A 16,683-nucleotide genomic window follows, 5' to 3' on the forward strand; every position below is an offset into this window, starting at 1 on the left:
CTCGCCCGGAACGGGAGTCGACAACCGCGGGCGGGCGCTCGCGGTTACTGGAGACCACTCGAGGGAGGTGGGCCGTGGCCGCGCAGGCGGCGCATGGCGGGGGTGATCACGCGGCCGTCCCCACACGATCCAGGAGGCGCCCGCGCGGGGTGCCGTGTACGTTCACGGGCGCGCCCGCGAGCCACGTGGTGCGGACGACGCCGGTGAGCGTGCGGCCGGCGTAGGGGGTGGCCGGATTGCGGTGGTGCAGCCCGCCCGGATCCACCGTGAACACCGTGTCCGGGTCGAACGCGACCAGGTCCGCGTCGTATCCGGGGGCGATGGTGCCTTTGCGGGCCAGGCCGACCAGCCGCGCCGGTCCGGTCGACATCAGCGCGACCACCTCCGCCAGCGCCAGGCCGCGCGCCCGGGCCGCGGTCCACACCGTGGGCAGACCCAGTTGCAGGGAGGCGATGCCACCCCACGCGGCGGCGAAGTCGCCGACGTCGAGCCGCTTGAGGTCGGTGGTGCACGGCGAGTGGTCGGAGACCACGGCGGCGAACGCGCCCGCCTCGACCCCGCGCCACAGCCGCTCGCGGTTGTCCTCGGAGCGGATCGGCGGACAACACTTGAACGTGGTGTCGCCGGCCGGCACCCCCTCGGCGGCCAGGGTCAGATAGTGCGGACACGTCTCGGCGGTGACCGCGATCCCGTCCGCACGGGCGGCGGCGAGCAGCGGCAGTACGTCCGCCGAGGACACGTGCAGCACGTGCACCCGCACGCCGGTGCGCCCCGCGGTGTCCAAGAGTTGCCCGACGGCGACCGTCTCCGCCGCGTCGGGTCGGGAGGCGAGAAAGTCGGCGTAGGCCCGACCGGGCACTTGCGGCGCGGCGTCCAGGACCTGCGGCGCCTCGGCGTGGATGATCGCGAGCGCGCCCAGCCGGGCCTGTTCGGTCAGCGCCTCGGCCAGCTCCGCGGCGTTCACGTGCGGGAACTCGTCCACGCCGGACGGCGCCAGGAAGCTCTTGAACCCGTACACGCCGGCCCGGTGCAGCGCGGCCAATTCGCCCGTGTTCCCCGGGATCGCCCCGCCCCAGAAGCCCACGTCCACGTACACCCGCCCGCGGGCCGCGTCCCGCTTGACCCGCAGCGCGTCGACCGTGACGGTGGCCGGGATCGAGTTGAGCGGCATGTCGATCAGGGTGGTCACCCCGCCGGCGGCCGCGGCCCGGGTGGCGCTGGTGAAGCCCTCCCACGCGGTGCGACCCGGCTCGTTGATGTGTACGTGGGTGTCCACCAGGCCCGGCAGCAGGGCGACGTCGCCCAGATCCTCGATCGGCGCGCCGCCGGCGGCGGTGCCGTGGGGCAGCACCTCGGCGATCCGGTCGCCGGCCACGACCACGTCGGCGGGCCGCTCGCCGTCCTGGGTGAGCACCCGGCGCGAGCGCAGCACGAGGGTGGGGGTGTGGGTCACGACGCGTCCTCCGATGCGGTGAGCAGGTCGCGGGCCAACCGCTCGCCCGCGATCTCGGCGAGGGCGCCGGCGCGGGTCAGGCTGTCGGGGCCCAGATCGGTCAGCGCGTAGGCGGCGACGATGCCGGCCGCGTCGAGTCGGTCCCGGCTCAACTCGACGCGGCCGCACACCACCGCCACGGGCACCCCCCGGGCCCGGGCGGCGGCGGCCACCCCGGCCGGTGCCTTGCCGTGCAGGGTCTGTGCGTCCAGGCTGCCTTCGCCGGTGACCACGAGCCGGGCCCCGTCGAGCAGTTCCGCGAAGCCCAGGAGGTCGAGCAGCAGGGCGATGCCGGGGCGCACGGTCGCGCCGAGCAGCGCCAGCGCGCCGAAACCGGCGCCGCCGGCCGCTCCCGCGCCGGGGACGTCGGCCAGGTCCGGGGCGACCACCTCCGCCCAGCGCGCGAGGGCCGCGTCGAGCACGGCCACGTCGTCGGGTGTGGCGCCCTTCTGCGGCCCGTACACCGCCGCCGCGCCCTTGGGGCCCAGCAGCGGGTTGTCCACGTCCGAGGCGATCACCACCTCGACGCCGGCCAGCCGTGCGGCCAGGGCCGGGGCTCCGTCGATCCGGTCCAGGTCACGCAGCGCGGCCCCGCCCCGGGGCAGGTCCGCCCCGGCCGCGTCGAGGAGGCGCACCCCCAGCGCCCGGGCCAGCCCCGAGCCGCCGTCGGTGGCGGCGGCGCCGCCCAGGCCGAGCACGATCCGGGTGCAACCCAGTTCGAGCGTGTGGGCGATCAACTCGCCCACCCCGGTGGTGTCGGCGGTCAGCGGCTCGAATCCGCCGGGCAGCCGGGCGAGCCCCGCAGCCTCGGCCAGTTCCACCACGGCGGTGGCGCCGCGCACCGCGAACGCCGCGTCGACGGGCCGCCCCGTGGGACCGCTCACCCGCGCCGGGATCCGGGTGAAGCCGGCCGCCACCGCGGCGTCGACCGTGCCCTCACCGCCGTCGGCGACGGGCAACACGCGGATCTCCGCGTCCGGGCGCGCCCGGCGGATCCCGGCGCCGATCCGGGCCGCGGCCTCCACCGCGGTCAGGGTCCCCTTGAATTTGTCGGGGGCCAGCACGACGACCGGGCCCATGCGCTGCTCCTTCGGGTGGGCTGTGCCAGGAGCACAGTCAACTACGCGGCCGCCGTTTCGGGCAGGACCGACGAGGCCGGCAACCGCCCGGTGACGCGGGCACGACACCGGAATGGGGTCGACGCCACCGGACGGAATCGATGGGAGCGGCGGTCCGCTACGGCACCGGCTCGAACTCCTCGACCGCGTCGATCGCCGGCCCGTGCGGCGTGTTCGCCTCACGCTCGATCATGATCTCCACCAGGACCGGCCGCGAGGTGCGCCGCGCCTCCTTGCGAGCCCACTCGATGCTCGGGCGGATGTCGCCCGGCTCGATCACCCGCGTGCCCGAACAGCCGTATGCCTCCATCAACTTGACGTTGTCGGTGCCGACCTCGTCGTAGTGGATGTCGACCTGGTAGTTCATCTCGTACGGGATCGACGCCTGCCGGATCAGGCCCAGATACTCGTTGTTGATCATGATGATCACGAACGGCACGTTGTACTGCGCCGCCACGGCCAGTTCCTCGACCAGATACTGGAAGCCGTAGTCGCCGACGATGCCCACCACCTCGGCGTCCGGATCGTTGTGCCGCAGCGCCTTCTTGACCCCGATCGCCGCCGGGATCTCCCAACCGAGCGGGCCGGCCTGACCGCAGACCTGGTAGTGGCGCGGCTTGTACGCCTTCTGATGCTGGCCGCCCCAGATCTGGTAGAGCCCGATCGCGGTGACGAAGTAGGTGTTCGCGTCGAAGATCTCGTTGATCTCCTTGTACACGCGCGGCGCCTTGATCGGCACGGTGTCGAAGTCCTCGCGCCGGGTCAACGACGCGCGCAACTCCCGGATCCGCGCGACCCACGCGCCCGCCTCGCGGCGGATGCCGCGCTCCTTGGCGGTGGCCAGGATCGCCTGGAGGAACAGCCGGGTGTCCGAGACGATGCCCAGATCCGGCTCGAACACCTTGCCGATCTGGGTGGGTTCGATGTCGACGTGGATGAACTTCCGCTGCCCCCGGTACACATCGAGTGTGCCGGTGTGCCGGTCGCCGAAGCGGGCGCCGAGCGCGAGCACCAGGTCCGATTCCAGGAACGAGGCGTTGCCGTAGCGCTGCGAGGTCTGCACACCGGTCATCCCGCTGTAGAGCGCGTGGTCCTCGTCGATCGACCCCTTGCCCATCAGGGTGACCTGCACCGGGACCTGGAGCAGTTCGGCGAGTTCGACCAGTTCTTCGTGCGCCTCGCCGATGATCACCCCGCCGCCGGAGAGCAGCAGCGGGCGTTCGGCGGCGAGCAGCAGGTCCAACGCGGCGTCCACCCGCGGCTGGTGCGGGTACACCTCGGTCACCGGCAGCGGCGCGTCCACCGCGGAGTCCCACCGGATCTCCTGGCGCTGCACGTCCAGCGGCAGGTCGATCAGCACCGGGCCCGGGCGGCCCGAGCGGGCCCGCCGAAACGCCTCGCGGAAGATCCAGGGAGCCTGTGCGGCCTCCTTGACCTGCACCGACCACTTGGTCACCGGTTTGGCGATCTCCACGATGTCGACCGCCTGGAACGCCTCCTGGTGCAGCTTGCTCGACACGGCCTGACCGGTGATGCACACGATCGGGACGGAGTCGGCGAGCGCGGTGTACAGGCCGGTGATCATGTTGGTGCCGGCCGGACCGGAGGTGCCGATCGCGACGCCGACACCGCCGTTGGTCCGGGCCCAGCCGTCGGCCATGTGGGTCGCGCCCTCTTCGTGCCGGACGATCAGGTGCTCGATCCCGCCGACCGCCTCCAGGGCCGCGTAGAGCGGCAGGATGGCCGCACCGGGGCAGCCGAACGCGGTGTCCACGCCCTCCGACTTCAGCACCTCCACCACGGCGTTCATGACCGGAACACGACGGGGTGCCATCAGTTGTCTCCCTGCTTCGAAGCACTGTCCTTGGTGCCGGCGGTCGGCGAACCGCCCTCGCGGGGGCCGCCGTTGAGCCGTTCCAGGCCGAGCAGCAGGCCGGAGTGGTCCAGCCCGCCCCCGCCCTGGGCGCGCAGCGAGGCGACGAGTTGCGCGGTGAGTCCGGCGAGCGGCAGCACGAGGTCGAACTCGCGGGCCGATTCGGTGACGATGCCCATGTCCTTGTGGTGCAGGTCGATCCGGAACCCCGGCTCGAAGTCGCGGTCGCGCATCAACCGCCCCTTGCGGTCCAGGACGGTACTGCCGGCCAGTCCGCCGGCGAGCACCTTCAGCCCGGCCTCGGTGTCCACCCCCGCGCGCTCCAGGAACAGCAGTGCCTCGGCGACGAGTTGGACGTTGCCCGCGACGATCAGCTGGTTCGCGGCCTTGACCGTCTGGCCCGCGCCGTGCGGACCGACGTGCACGATCGTGCGGCCGAGCACCTCGAACAGCGGCAGTGCGGCGGCGAAGTCCTGCTCGGTGCCGCCGACCATGATCGAGAGCACCGCCTCGATCGCCCCCGCCTCGCCGCCGCTGACCGGCGCGTCCAGCACCCGCAGCTTGCGCTCGGCGCCGGCCTGGGCCACCGCGATCGAGGTGCCGGGCTTGATCGAGCTCATGTCGATCACGAGCGTGCCGGGCGCGACACTCTCCAGGACGCCGCCCGCGCCGAACATCACCCGCTCGACCTGCGGATCGGCCGGGACCATGGTGATCACCACGTCCGCGTCGCGCGCCGCGTCGGCGATGCCCGCCGCGCCCTCGCCGCCGGCCGCGATCAGCCGGTCGATCGCGGCCCGCTCCAAGTCGTATCCGGTGACCCGGTGGCCGGCCCGGACCAGGTGGGCCGCCATCGGGCCGCCCATGATGCCCAGTCCGATGAACCCGATCCGCCTGGTGTCCGCCGCGCCGGTCATCCGGCCCCTCCCCTGTTGCCGCGCAGCTCGCGTGCGAGCCAGCCGAAGCTGTCCACGGCGGCGCCGACCGCCTTGTATTCGAGGCCGACGCGCCCGGTGTACCCGGCGGCGACGAGTCGGCGGAACAGGTCGTCGAAGTCCACTTCGCCGGTGCCGGGTTGCCCCCGTCCGGGGGTGTCGGCGATCTGCACGTGGCCGAAGCGGTCGGCGTGGGCGTCGATCACCTCCGCCGGCGCCTCGCCGTTGCGGGCGAGGTGGTAGAAGTCGGCCAGGAAGGCCGTGTTGCCCAGGCCGGTCTCGGCGTTCACCTTGTCCACCACGGCGAGCGCGTCGGCCGCGCCGGCGAGCGGGTAGCGCGGGTTCTCCGGCGTGTTCAGCGCCTCGATCAGCACGGTCGCCCCGACCCGCTCGGCGGCGACGGCCGCCGACACCAGGTTTTCCAGGGCGAGTTCGTCCTGGGCCCGCGGATCCACGCCGTCCTCCCGGTTGCCGTACAGCGCGTTCAGCGCGCGGCAGCCCAGGCTCCCGGCGAAGCCGGTCGCGACGTCGATGTTGGCCCGGAAGCGCGCCGCCTCGGCGGGCCGGGACAGCAGGCCACGATCCCCGGCGGGCATGTCCCCGGCGTCGAAGTTCAGCCCGACCAGGGCGACGCCGGCGTCGCGGACGGCCCGGGCCAGCGCGTCCAGCTCGGCGTCGGCGGGGGTCGGCCCGGCGAAGGGCCACCAGAGCTCGATCTCAGTGAAGCCGGCCTCGGCGGCGGCCGCAGGCCGTTCGAGGAGCGGGAGTTCGGTGAAGAGGATCGAAAGATTGACGTCGAAGCGCAGTTCGCGAGCGCTCACGGGATCACCTCTTCCACGTTGATTCCATAATGCGGAAGTAATATTCTGATCACCGAAATCATGCCATGCGGCTTCAACAGTTTGTCAAGGGTGGTGCGCGGCAACCTGGCCTGCCGGGGATCGGCCGGTTAGGGTTCGGGCGTGCGATTGCGGATGGAGTTCTCGACCGAGCCGTTCGATCTGGACGGCGTGCCGGCCCATGCCCTGGAGGCCCGACGCGTGCTCGACGAGGCGGGTCTCGACGTGGAGGTCGGCCCGTTCGGCACGACCGCCGAGGGCGATGCCGCGGTGGTGCTCGCGGCACTGGACCGGGTGTGCCGAGGCGCGTTCGGGGTCGGCGCGTCCCGCATCTCGATCCAGGTGACGACCATGCCGCAGACGCCGGGAGGCCGGGCGTGAGCACCGCCGAACATCCCCTGTCCGCCGCGATCAAGCCCTTGGTGACCGCGATCGGCGCCGAATTCGTCCCGGTCGGCGACGCCGGCCCCGAGGACGTCGTGCTCGACTGGGAGGGCCACCCCGCCGTCGCCGTACGCCTGCCCGGCCTCGGCAGCGCTCTGGACCGCCTCCTCGGCGAGGCCGAACGCCAATACGGCCCGCTGGCCGACCTCGGCCGCGAGGACAAGCAGCGGGTGGTCCGCACCCTCGAACAACGCGGCGCGTTCACCATCCGGCACGGCGTCGAGACGGTGGCCGCGGCCCTCGGGGTGAGCCGCTTCACCGTCTACAACTACCTGAACCGCGACGCGCGCCCCTGATCCGAGGCCGCACGATCGCTCCGACGATGCACTTCAACAAACTGTTGACGATCGGGATTCGCAACGCCTAGCGTTCCGGCCAGTGCCGACGCCGGGTACTCGCTCGGGCGTGGTGCTCACCTCTGGACGGGAGTACCCGCGGAGCGAGGAGGTCTCGACATGCCATCGACCCCAGGGCTGAAACGGCTCGACGACGCGTCCACCGACGAGGGGATCCGACTGCTCGGGGAGGTATGCGCCAGTCGCGCCTGGATCGCGGCGGTGCTGGCCGGACGCCCCTACGCGGACCCGGACGCATTGTTCGCCGGCTCCGACGCGGCGACCGCCGCTCTCACCACCGACGATCTGCTGGAGGCGATCGACGGACACGCCGTGATCGGGCGCCCCCGGCACGACGATCCACGGTCGACCCGCGAACAGGCGGGCGTACAGCAGGCGGACGACACACTGTCGGCCGAACTGCGGGCCGGGAACATCGCGTACCGAGACCGGTTCGGTCGGGTCTTCCTGACCTGCGCGAGCGGGCGCGGCGCCGTGGAGATCCTGGCCGAACTGCGCCACCGACTCGACAACGACCCGACGACCGAGTGGGAGGTCACCCGTGAGGAGTTGCGGAAGATCAACCGCCTGCGCCTGGAAGGGCTGATCCGCGCGTGATCTCCACCCACATCCTCGACACCAGCGAGGGCCGCCCGGCCCCCGACGTCCCCGTCGAGCTGTCCCGACGCACCGCCGACGGCACCTGGATCGTGCTCGGCACGTCCGCGACGAACGCCGACGGCCGCTGCCCGGACCTGCCGGCGCTCGGCGTCGACCCGGCCGCCGGCCCCGTCGACGTGCGCCTGGTCTTCGACGTCGGCGCCTACCGGCGCGCCCGTGGCGAGACGCCGTTCTTCCCGGAGGTCCGGGTGGTCTTCACCGCCGATCCCGAAACGCACTACCACGTACCGCTCTTGCTCAACCCGTACGGATACTCCGTTTATCGAGGGAGCTGACGACATGCCGATGGTGCTCGGGCAGAACCAGTATGGGAAGGCGGAGACCCGCGTCGTCCGGGTCCGCCGCGACACCGAGCGGCACGAGGTCAAGGACCTCAACGTCGGCGTCGCGCTGTCGGGCGACCTGGCCGACACCCACTTGACCGGCGGCAACGACAAGGTGCTGCCGACGGACACCATGAAGAACACCGTGTTCGCCTTCGCCCGCGAACACGGCGTCGACTCCATCGAGGCCTACGGGATACGGCTGGCCCGGCACTTCGTCGAATCGCAGCCGTCGATCACCCGGGCCCGGATCCGGATCGAGGAATACCCGTGGAACCGGATCACCTCGGCCCCGGGGCGCGATCGATTCGTCGGCGCGGACGAGATCCGCCACTCGTTCGTCCGCGACGCGAGCGAGACCCGCACCACCGAGATCGTCTGGGAGCACGAACGGGCGCGGGTGATCTGCGGGCTGAAGGACCTGGTCGTGATGAACACGACCGCCTCCGAATTCCGGGGCTACATCAAGGACCGCTACACCACCCTCCAGGAGGCGTACGACCGCATCCTGGCCACCGAGGTCAGCGCCCGCTGGCGGTTCTCCTTCGACGCCTCCGCCGGCGCGAGCGAACCGGACTGGGAACGCTCGTACACGCAGGTGCGCCGGCATCTGCTGGAAGCGTTCGCCGAGACCTACTCCTACTCGCTCCAGCAGAGCCTGTACGCGATGGCGGACCGGGTATTGACCCATCGGCACGAGGTGGACGAGGTCCGCCTGTCGCTGCCGAACAAGCACCACTTCCTGGTCGACATGGAGCAGATGGGCATCAAGAACGACAAGGAGGTGTACTACGCCGCCGATCGACCCTACGGTCTGATCGAGGGCACGGTGCACCGCGAGGGTGTCACACCACTGATCCCGGTGGACTGAACCCACCGACACCGCTGCCGCAAAGGGACCGCCGATGTCTGTTGACAACTCCACCGGCTCCACCGCCTCCGCCGTCACCGGCGACACCACCGCCCCCGGGCGCATCGTGATCGAGAACTGCGCGATCGCCACCGTCGACGCCGGGGACACGGAATACGACTCCGGCCACGTCGTGGTCGCCGGCAACCGCATCGAGGCGGTCGGCGCCGGGCCCGCCCCCGCCGGCCTGGAACGGGTCGTGCGCCGGATCGACGGGACCGGGCACCTGGTCACCCCGGGCCTGGTCAACACCCACCACCACTTCTACCAATGGATCACGCGCGGCCTCGCGCAGGAGTGCAACCTCTTCGACTGGCTCGTCACGCTCTACCCCGTCTGGGCCGGGATCGACGACGAGATGTGCCACGCCGCGGCGCAGGGTTCGGCCGCCGCGCTGCTGCGTTCGGGCTGTACCACCTCCACCGACCACGCCTACGTCTTCCCCAAGGACGGCGGCGACATCCTGGGCGCGGAGATCCGCGCACTGGCCGAGTTGGGCATGCGGTTCCAACCCACCCGGGGATCGATGGACCTGGGCACGTCGCAGGGGGGACTGCCGCCGGACGCGTGCGTCGAGGACACCGACGCGGCGCTCGCCGCGACCGCCGAGGCGATCGACCGCTGGCACGACGCCTCCTTCGACGCGATGGTCCGGGTCACCGCCGCACCCTGCTCGCCCTTCTCCGTGACCCCCGAACTGCTGCGCGGAGCTGCCGAGTTGGCCCGCTCCAAGGGGGTCCGGCTGCACACCCACGGCGCGGAGACGGTGGAGGAGGAGGCGTTTTGCCGGGAACGATTCGGCATGGGGCCGACCGACTACCTGGAGAGCCTGGGCTGGTTGGGCGAGGACGTGTGGATGGCGCACTGCATCCACATGGACGACTCGGACATCGCCAAGTTCGCCGCCACCGGCACCGGCGTGGCGCACTGCCCCTCCTCCAACGCCCGGATCGCGGCGGGCATCGCCCGGGTGCCGGACATGCTGGCCGCCGGCGTCCCGGTGGGCCTCGGCGTGGACGGCGCCGCCTCCAACGAGTCGGGGGAATTGGGTACCGAGCTGCGCAATGCGCTGCTGATCGCCCGACTGCGCGGCGGCCCGGGCGCGTTGACGGCCCGTCAGGCGCTGCGCCTGGGCACCGCGGGCGGCGCGAAGGTGCTCGGCCGGGAGCACGAGATCGGCTCCCTGGAACCTGGCAAGCTCGCCGACCTGGCCATGTGGCGGGTGGACGACGTGCTGCACTCGGGCATCGCCGACCCGGTGGCCGCGCTGGTCCTGGGCGCCGCCGCCCCGCTGACCCTGCTGCTCGTGAACGGCCGCGAGGTGGTCGAGCAGGGGCACCTGTCCCGGGTGGACGAGGAGGAGATCGCCCGCAACGTGAGCCGAGCGGCGGCCCGACTGCGCGCGAAGTAGCGCCGTGCGGCGGACGGGAGGTCAGTCCCGGGCCGCCTTGGCCACCAGGGCCAGCGGTACCGTCGCGCACTGCGTCGCGGAGGCCACCGTCATGGTCCGCACCCCGGTCCGCCCGGCGATGTCCACCAGCCGGGCCGCGTCGCACACGTAGGGCCGGGCATGCGGGACGTCCCGGGCGCAGGTGGCCGCGTCGACGAAGGCCGCCAACCACGGCTTGCCGTCCTGCCCGTGGATGAACACCACCGACTCGGTGTCGTCGATCGCCACCACCACCCCGCCGGCCACGATCGCAGCGAGCAGGTCGGCGGGGTCGATCTCCCCGTCGGGGTCCTCCAGGACGGCGGCCAGGGCGGCGTTCTCGGCAGTCATACCGTGATCATATGGGCGCCGGCGCGGCGTTTCGCCCACACGTCGCGCCCGCGCTCGGGCCGGCGGAACACCCCACGCCGGCGGCTACGCCTCGCGCCCGAGCCTGCGCAGGTACGCCCGCCACCCGCCGAACTCGGTGATCTCCTTGTGCCGGCCGGACTCCGACTCGCCGCGGCGCAGGATCATCGAGAAGCAGGCCGAGCCGTCCTCCAGCTTGATGATCCCGAACTCCAACTCCGGCGGTTCGGTCGGCAGCAGGTTGTCCCGCAACACCTCGTCGGGGACCTCGTACACCTCGCCCGCGATCCGCGCCTCGCTCGTCGGGTCGGGCAGCAGTCCCGGGCAGCGGTCGCCGATCGAGAAGAAGCGGTATCCGGGAGCGGTGCGCGTCCGGGCGACGAGCGGCGCGCCCTCCAGGTGGTGGTGGAACGGGCCACCCTCCATCGCCTGACCATTGAGGAACATGCGGGCCATCGGCTGTCTCCTGTTCGAATCGGCAGGGGTGTGGGGGGAGGGTGCGGAACGGCCGGGCCCGTCCGATCGGACGCGCCCCACGACCGCCGGGATGGACCCGGCCGTTCCGCGCATGTGGGGGATGGACCAACGGCTCGACTCAGTCGAGGAGTTCGCATCCCGGCAGGGTGAGGAAGTCGACGAACTCCTCGGCGAGCGCGACCCGCAGGAACAGCTCGCGCGCGTCCGTCCAGCGGCCCGCGTCGAAGTTCTCATCGCCCAAGTCCTCGCGCAGCGCGCCCAGTTCCTCGACCACCAGGCGGCGGACCAGGTCCGCGGTGACCTTCTCGCCGGTGTCCGAGAGCACCACGCCGTTGTTGATCCACTGCCACACCTGGGAGCGGGAGATCTCGGCGGTGGCGACGTCCTCCATCAGGCCGAACACGGCGACCGCGCCGTATCCGCGCAGCCACGCCTCCAGGTAGCGCAGGCCCACACCGACCGCGCCGTGCAGTCCGGCGCCGGTCGGCGAGCCCTGGGCGGAGGCCACGTCGAGCAGCTGATCCGCCGTCACCTCGACCTCGTCGCGGGTACGTTCGAGCTGGTTCGGCCGATCGCCGAGCACCGCGTCGAACGCCTCGCGGCACACCGGGACCAGGTCCGGGTGGGCCACCCACGACCCGTCGAAGCCGTCCGCGGCCTCACGATCCTTGTCGTCGCGCACCTTGGCCAGCGCGGCCGCGTTGGCCGCCGCGTCCCGGCGGGAGGGGATCACCGCCGCCATCCCGCCGATGGCGTGCGCGCCGCGCCGGTGGCAGGTGCGCACGAGCAGTTCGGTGTACGCGCGCATGAACGGTGCGGTCATGGTGACCGCGTTGCGGTCGGGGAGCACGAACGCCTCGCCCGCGTCCCGGAAGTTCTTCACGATGCTGAACAGGTAGTCCCACCGGCCGGCGTTCAGCCCCGAGGCGTGCTCGCGCAGTTCGTACAGGATCTCGTCCATCTCGAACGCGGCGGTCACCGTCTCGATCAGCACGGTGGCCCGGATCGTGCCGCGCGGGATGTCGAGCAGGTCCTGCGCGTGCAGGAACACGTCGTTCCACAAGCGGGCTTCGAGCCGGCTCTCGATCTTGGGCAGGTAGAAGTACGGTCCCAGGCCCCGGTCGAGCAGCCGGGCCGCGTTGTGGAAGAAGTACAGCCCGAAGTCGACCAGCGCGCCGGACGCCGGCGCGCCGTCGACCAGGATGTGCCGCTCGTCCAGGTGCCATCCGCGCGGACGCATCACCACGGTGGCCAGTTCGTCGTCCGGGCGCAGCCGGTAGCTCTTGCCCTCGGCGGTGGAGAAGTCGATCCGCCGGTCGTAGGCGTCGATCAGGTTGAGCTGGTGTGCCACCACGTTGTGCCAGGTGGGCGCGGAGGCGTCCTCGAAGTCGGCGAGCCAGATCCGGGCCCCGGAGTTGAGCGCGTTGATCGTCATCTTGCGGTCGGCCGGTCCGGTGATCTCGACCCGGCGATCACGCAGCGCGGGCGGCGCCTCGGCTACGCGCCAGTCGGCGGCACGCACGTCGGCGGTCTCCGGGAGGAAGTCGAGCCTGCCGGTGCGGGCGATCTCCGCGCGTCGGGCCCGTCGCCGGTCGAGCAGTTCGAGGCGGCGACCGCCGAACCGGCGCTGCAAGGCGGCCACGAAGCGCAGCGCCTCGGGGCCGAGCACTTCGTCCGCCCGCGGCACGGAGCCGCCGGTCGCGCCGCCGTGCTTGACCACGATGGTCGGTGCACTCATGGTGGCTCTCCTTCGCCGTCGACGTTCTTTTGTAGAGTGGACATTAGTTTCCGGCAAACGGAAGTTCAACAACATGTTGAACTCAGTCTCGACGAATCCCGTCGAACCGAGTCGTGTGGAGGATCGTCGGTGGCCGCAGTCAACGCAGGCAGCAACGGCACGGGCGGCGGTGTCCAGTCCCTGGAACGCGCGTTCGACCTCCTCGAACTGCTCGCCGACGCCGGCGGGGTGCTGACGCTCAGCGAACTCGCCGCGCGTTCGGGATTGCCCATGCCCACGATCCACCGCCTGGTACGCACCCTCGTGTCGTCGGGTTATCTGCGCCAGGACGCGTCGCGCCGCTACACCCTGGGCCCGCGGCTCATCCGGCTGGGCGAGACCGCGGGCCGGCTGCTCGGCAGCTGGGCCCGGCCGTATCTGGCCGAGCTGATGGAGGCCACCGGCGAGACCGCCAACCTCGCAGTCCTGGAGGCGGGCGAGGTGGTCTACGTCGGCCAGGTGCCCAGCCGGCACTCGATGCGAATGTTCACCGAGGTCGGCCGCCGGGTGCAACCGCACTGCACGGCGGTGGGCAAGGTGCTGCTCGCCCAACTGCCCGAGGCCGACGCGGCACGGGTACTCGGCGCTCGCCCGCTGGCCTCGCACACCGAGCACACGGTCACCGATCCCGCCGAGCTGCTGGCCCAGTTCCCGACGATCCGGGCCCGTGGTTACGCGATCGACGACCAGGAGCAGGAACTCGGCGTGCGCTGCGTGGCGGTGGTGGTACCGGGCGCGCCGACCGCTACCGCGCTGTCCATCTCCGGCCCCGAGGCGCGCATCCGGGCGATGGAGGAGGGCTGGATGACCAGCCGGATGCAGGAGATCGCCGTCCGCCTGGGCCAACGCCTCGGCGGCACCGATCCGCTCCCGGAGCCCCTGGCCGCCGACTGAGCCACCACCCGCCGAGCGGGGTCAGGCCGGCGTCAGGCCGAGCACGGCGCCGGCCACCACCGCCAGGGTCGGCGCCACGCCGTCGGTGTCGCGCAGATGCCGCACCCGGGCCACGTCGTTGATCGCGCTCAGCGCCGCGTGCACCCGGATCCGCGCCTCGGCGGCGCCGTACTGCGGCCGGACCGCGCACAACAACCGGTTCCACTCCATGAGGTAGTCCACCCGCGCCTGCCGGGCCCGATGCCGCGCCTGCGTCGGCAGGTGCGAAACCTCCGCGACCAACAACTGCACCAGATCGTTGCGGTCGAGGGAGAAGCGCACATACGACCGCAGCAGTACGCGCAGTGCCGTCTCGGCGTCGTCGGCGCCCGCGAGCGCGCGCGTCATGTCCAGCAAAAGCCACTCCAGGCCCCGGGTGACCGCGGCGCACAGCAGGTCGGCCTTGCTCTCGAAGTGGTTGTACACACTGGGGCCGGCGATCCCGGCGGCGGCGCCGATGTCCTCGATGGCCACTCCGGCGTAGCCCTGCTCGGCGAACATCCGCACCGCCGCGCCGAGCAGCGCCTCGCGCCGCGAACGCAGCCCGATCCCGGCCGGCGCCGGGGCCTCGGCGATCGGCCCCAGTGCCACCGGTTCCGCGGTGACCGCCGCCCGACACAGGTCCACCAGGAGGCGGACGTACTCCGGACGGGGCAGGTCGATCCGGTGGAAGGACGGGCTGAGCAGCACCCCGAGGCCGCTGCGGGCCAGCACCTCGCCCTGCCCGGCGGACAGTCGCGGGCGGGCCTTGCGGATCAGCGCGGTGACCACGGCGGTGACCGCGCGCACCTCGCGGCGTACCTCGGCGCGTTCCGCCGGCGGCAACAACCGGCCCTCGCGCTGCCACAACACGCCCACCTCGCGGTGGTCGAGGGTGGCCGCGACCACCGCGCGCAGCACGGTGTCCGGGTCGTCCACGGCGCTGCGGGCCAGCGCGTCGCGCACCGGCGCGATCCCGTCGAGCACCACCTGCAGGAGCAGGTGCTGTTTGCTGCGGAAGTGCCGGTACAGGGCGGAGGGGCCCATGCCCACCGCCTCGGCGATGTCGCTCATCGCCACGTCGGCGTAGCCCCGGCGGTAGAACAGGTCGGCCGCCGCGGCCAGGATCAGTTCGCGTCGATTGCGCGGCCGGGTCCCCCGGGCGGGCGGCACGAGTCCGCCGACCTTGCGCACCGCAGCCGCCATCGCGTACTTCCCTCCGGGATCCGCCCCCGCGCGCCATTGTTCCAGCCGGCCGCCGCCCGCGGCGGCCACGCGCCGAACCTGCCCCGCCCCGATGGACAGGACCGGGCCACCGGTCGCGATCACTAGGGCGTGTCTTCAAACCCCCGCCGAGCTCCACGACGCCCGGCACCGCACCTCGCCGCCCCGGAGAAACAGGCGAATAGAACCACTATGCACCTGCTTCTTCGACACGCCGATGCACGGCATCCGCCCTTCGGGCTCCTCGCTGCGCTCACGCCGCGGAGCCCGACGGGGGTTTGAAGACACGCCCTAGGCTGCGGAGGCATGACGACCTCACTGATCACCGGTGCCACCGCAGGGCTCGGCGCCGCGTTCGCCCGGCGCCTCGCCCACGAGGGGCACGACCTCGTCCTGGTCGCGCGCGACCGCGAACGGTTGACCGAATGCGCCCGCGAACTGCGGGAGGAGCACGGCGTGTCGGTGCAGGTGCTGGCCGCCGACCTGTCGCTGGACGAGGGGATCGCCGCCGTCGAGGCACGTCTGGCCGACCGCGAGGCGCCGGTGGACGTACTGGTCAACAACGCCGGGTTCGGCAGCAGCGGCGGCTTCCTCGCCATCTCCACCGCGGAGGAGTTGCGCATGCTCAAGGTGCACTGCGAGGCGGTGCTGCGGCTGACCGCCGCCGCGTGCGAGGCGATGCGCGAGCGCGGGCGCGGCTGGGTGGTGAACGTGGCCTCCGTCGCCGCCTTCCTGCCGCGCGGCACGTACGGCGCGAGCAAGGCGTGGGTGGTGAGCTTCACCGAGGGCGCGGCCAAGGAACTCGCGGGCAGCGGTGTGCGGTTGATGGCGCTGTGCCCGGGCTTCGTGCGGACCGAGTTCCACCTGCGGGCCGGGATGGGCACGTCCAACATCCCCAACTGGATGTGGCTGGACGCCGATCGGGTGGTCGCCGCGGCGATCCGGGACCTGGCGCTGGGCAAGTCGGTCAGCGTGCCGGACCTGCGCTACAAGGCGGTGGTCGCCCTGGCCCGGCTCACCCCGCGCGCCCTGTTCGGCAGCGTGTCCACCCGGACCGGTCGGGTGTACGGACCCACGCGCGGTTAGCGCCTGCCCGCGGTCGCGGCGCCCACGCTCCGGGTGGGACACCGAAGACCCCGCCGACGGGTGGTCGGCGGGGTCCTCGGGTGCGTCCGGGCGGGGCGGTGTGTCCGTCACGCCCCTCCCCCGGGTATCCGCGAAGTCTTCGGGTCGACACTCCGGGACCGTCGCCCCGGAGCGACCGGACGGTCAGCGACGACGGCCCTTGGGTCGCTCGCTCTTGCCGCGCCGGGCGGCCTTGGGGGCTTCGAGCGTGTCGATCGCCTCGGTCGGCTGCGCCGGGGCGGACTCGTTGCGCCCGGTGTCGGCGAGCAGCGGGTTCTTGTTCTTCAGATGCGGCTTCTGCTTCTGCTTGGCCATGACCGTTTCCTCCTGGAGAGAGCCGTTGGGCGGTCATCGACCACTCTCACACCGTTCGTGACGGTACGCATGTCGAGCATCACACGCCGTCATCCAGGGGGGATT

The 16,683-nt window shown here is 72.1% G+C and carries 18 protein-coding genes; 8 read left to right on the plus strand and 10 right to left on the minus strand.

Annotated features, from left to right (window positions below):
• Positions 1 to 106: 106 nt before the first annotated feature.
• The 5 genes from allB to ACFXKZ_RS09820 all read right to left on the minus strand — a co-directional run bounded on the left by allB (position 107) and on the right by ACFXKZ_RS09820 (position 6,239).
• Positions 107 to 1,453 carry an allantoinase AllB gene (gene allB, locus ACFXKZ_RS09800; protein WP_379998353.1) on the minus strand — a complete coding sequence of 449 codons (1,347 nt, stop codon included), beginning with the start codon at positions 1,451 to 1,453 and terminating at the stop codon, positions 107 to 109.
• Positions 1,450 to 2,571, minus strand: coding sequence for a glycerate kinase (locus ACFXKZ_RS09805; protein WP_379998355.1), 1,122 nt, complete (start codon positions 2,569 to 2,571; stop codon positions 1,450 to 1,452). Before ACFXKZ_RS09805 ends, allB begins: the two co-directional genes overlap by 4 nt.
• Positions 2,572 to 2,728: 157 nt before the next feature.
• The gene (gene gcl, locus ACFXKZ_RS09810) at positions 2,729 to 4,444 is read right to left on the minus strand and encodes a glyoxylate carboligase (protein WP_379998357.1); all 1,716 of its coding nucleotides are present in this window, start codon (positions 4,442 to 4,444) and stop codon (positions 2,729 to 2,731) included.
• Positions 4,444 to 5,400 (minus strand): 2-hydroxy-3-oxopropionate reductase, encoded by a 957-nt coding sequence (locus ACFXKZ_RS09815; protein ID WP_379998359.1) that lies wholly within the window; start codon positions 5,398 to 5,400, stop codon positions 4,444 to 4,446. Before ACFXKZ_RS09815 ends, gcl begins: the two co-directional genes overlap by 1 nt.
• Complete coding sequence (locus tag ACFXKZ_RS09820; RefSeq protein ID WP_379998361.1) at positions 5,397 to 6,239, minus strand: hydroxypyruvate isomerase family protein; 843 nt, start codon at positions 6,237 to 6,239, stop codon at positions 5,397 to 5,399. The genes ACFXKZ_RS09815 and ACFXKZ_RS09820 overlap by 4 nt, the downstream gene beginning before the upstream one ends.
• Before the next feature lie 141 nt (positions 6,240 to 6,380).
• On the opposite strand from ACFXKZ_RS09820, the gene ACFXKZ_RS09825 reads away from it, so the two are divergent.
• The 6 genes from ACFXKZ_RS09825 (at position 6,381) to ACFXKZ_RS09850 (ending at position 10,361) form a co-directional block, all read left to right on the plus strand.
• Positions 6,381 to 6,638 (plus strand): thiamine-binding protein, encoded by a 258-nt coding sequence (locus tag ACFXKZ_RS09825; RefSeq protein WP_379998363.1) that lies wholly within the window; start codon positions 6,381 to 6,383, stop codon positions 6,636 to 6,638.
• Positions 6,635 to 6,997: a helix-turn-helix domain-containing protein gene (locus ACFXKZ_RS09830; protein ID WP_379998365.1), complete on the plus strand. Its 363-nt coding sequence runs from the start codon at positions 6,635 to 6,637 to the stop codon at positions 6,995 to 6,997. The genes ACFXKZ_RS09825 and ACFXKZ_RS09830 overlap by 4 nt, the downstream gene beginning before the upstream one ends.
• A gap of 159 nt (positions 6,998 to 7,156) precedes the next feature.
• Positions 7,157 to 7,654 carry a 2-oxo-4-hydroxy-4-carboxy-5-ureidoimidazoline decarboxylase gene (gene uraD / locus ACFXKZ_RS09835; protein ID WP_379998367.1) on the plus strand — a complete coding sequence of 166 codons (498 nt, stop codon included), beginning with the start codon at positions 7,157 to 7,159 and terminating at the stop codon, positions 7,652 to 7,654.
• Entirely contained in the window at positions 7,651 to 7,992 is a 342-nt protein-coding gene (uraH, locus tag ACFXKZ_RS09840) for a hydroxyisourate hydrolase (protein ID WP_379998369.1), read from the plus strand. The genes uraD and uraH overlap by 4 nt, the downstream gene beginning before the upstream one ends.
• A gap of 4 nt (positions 7,993 to 7,996) precedes the next feature.
• Entirely contained in the window at positions 7,997 to 8,911 is a 915-nt protein-coding gene (gene pucL / locus ACFXKZ_RS09845) for a factor-independent urate hydroxylase (RefSeq protein ID WP_379998371.1), read from the plus strand.
• 34 nt (positions 8,912 to 8,945) lie between these two features.
• Positions 8,946 to 10,361, plus strand: coding sequence for an 8-oxoguanine deaminase (locus ACFXKZ_RS09850; protein WP_379998373.1), 1,416 nt, complete (start codon positions 8,946 to 8,948; stop codon positions 10,359 to 10,361).
• Positions 10,362 to 10,382: 21 nt separating this feature from the next.
• Here ACFXKZ_RS09850 and ACFXKZ_RS09855 read toward each other — a convergent pair whose 3' ends face one another.
• From ACFXKZ_RS09855 to aceB, 3 genes are all read right to left on the minus strand, one after another.
• Positions 10,383 to 10,730 carry a hypothetical protein gene (locus tag ACFXKZ_RS09855; protein ID WP_379998375.1) on the minus strand — a complete coding sequence of 116 codons (348 nt, stop codon included), beginning with the start codon at positions 10,728 to 10,730 and terminating at the stop codon, positions 10,383 to 10,385.
• 84 nt (positions 10,731 to 10,814) lie between these two features.
• Entirely contained in the window at positions 10,815 to 11,204 is a 390-nt protein-coding gene (locus tag ACFXKZ_RS09860) for a gamma-glutamylcyclotransferase (protein WP_379998377.1), read from the minus strand.
• A 139-nt stretch (positions 11,205 to 11,343) separates the two neighbouring features.
• On the minus strand, positions 11,344 to 12,963 hold the full coding sequence (aceB, locus tag ACFXKZ_RS09865; protein WP_379998379.1) for a malate synthase A: 1,620 nt from the start codon (positions 12,961 to 12,963) through the stop codon (positions 11,344 to 11,346).
• Positions 12,964 to 13,092: 129 nt separating this feature from the next.
• Here aceB and ACFXKZ_RS09870 point away from each other — a divergent pair, with 129 nt between their 5' ends.
• Positions 13,093 to 13,896 carry an IclR family transcriptional regulator gene (locus ACFXKZ_RS09870; RefSeq protein WP_379998381.1) on the plus strand — a complete coding sequence of 268 codons (804 nt, stop codon included), beginning with the start codon at positions 13,093 to 13,095 and terminating at the stop codon, positions 13,894 to 13,896.
• Positions 13,897 to 13,917: 21 nt separating this feature from the next.
• Here the strand turns inward: ACFXKZ_RS09870 and ACFXKZ_RS09875 are convergent, their stop codons facing one another.
• The gene (locus ACFXKZ_RS09875; RefSeq protein WP_379998383.1) at positions 13,918 to 15,189 is read right to left on the minus strand and encodes a TetR/AcrR family transcriptional regulator; all 1,272 of its coding nucleotides are present in this window, start codon (positions 15,187 to 15,189) and stop codon (positions 13,918 to 13,920) included.
• A 255-nt stretch (positions 15,190 to 15,444) separates the two neighbouring features.
• Between ACFXKZ_RS09875 and ACFXKZ_RS09880 the strand changes: the two genes are divergently transcribed.
• A complete protein-coding gene (locus tag ACFXKZ_RS09880; protein WP_379998385.1) occupies positions 15,445 to 16,224 on the plus strand; it encodes an SDR family NAD(P)-dependent oxidoreductase in 780 nt (259 codons plus the stop codon).
• 183 nt (positions 16,225 to 16,407) lie between these two features.
• On the opposite strand, the gene ACFXKZ_RS09885 is transcribed toward ACFXKZ_RS09880, so the two are convergent.
• A complete protein-coding gene (locus ACFXKZ_RS09885) occupies positions 16,408 to 16,578 on the minus strand; it encodes a hypothetical protein (protein ID WP_379998387.1) in 171 nt (56 codons plus the stop codon).
• Between the last annotated feature and the right edge of the window lie 105 nt (positions 16,579 to 16,683).

The sequence above is a fragment of the Embleya sp. NPDC059237 genome (genome assembly GCF_042754105.1).
Lineage (GTDB): Bacteria > Actinomycetota > Actinomycetes > Streptomycetales > Streptomycetaceae > Embleya.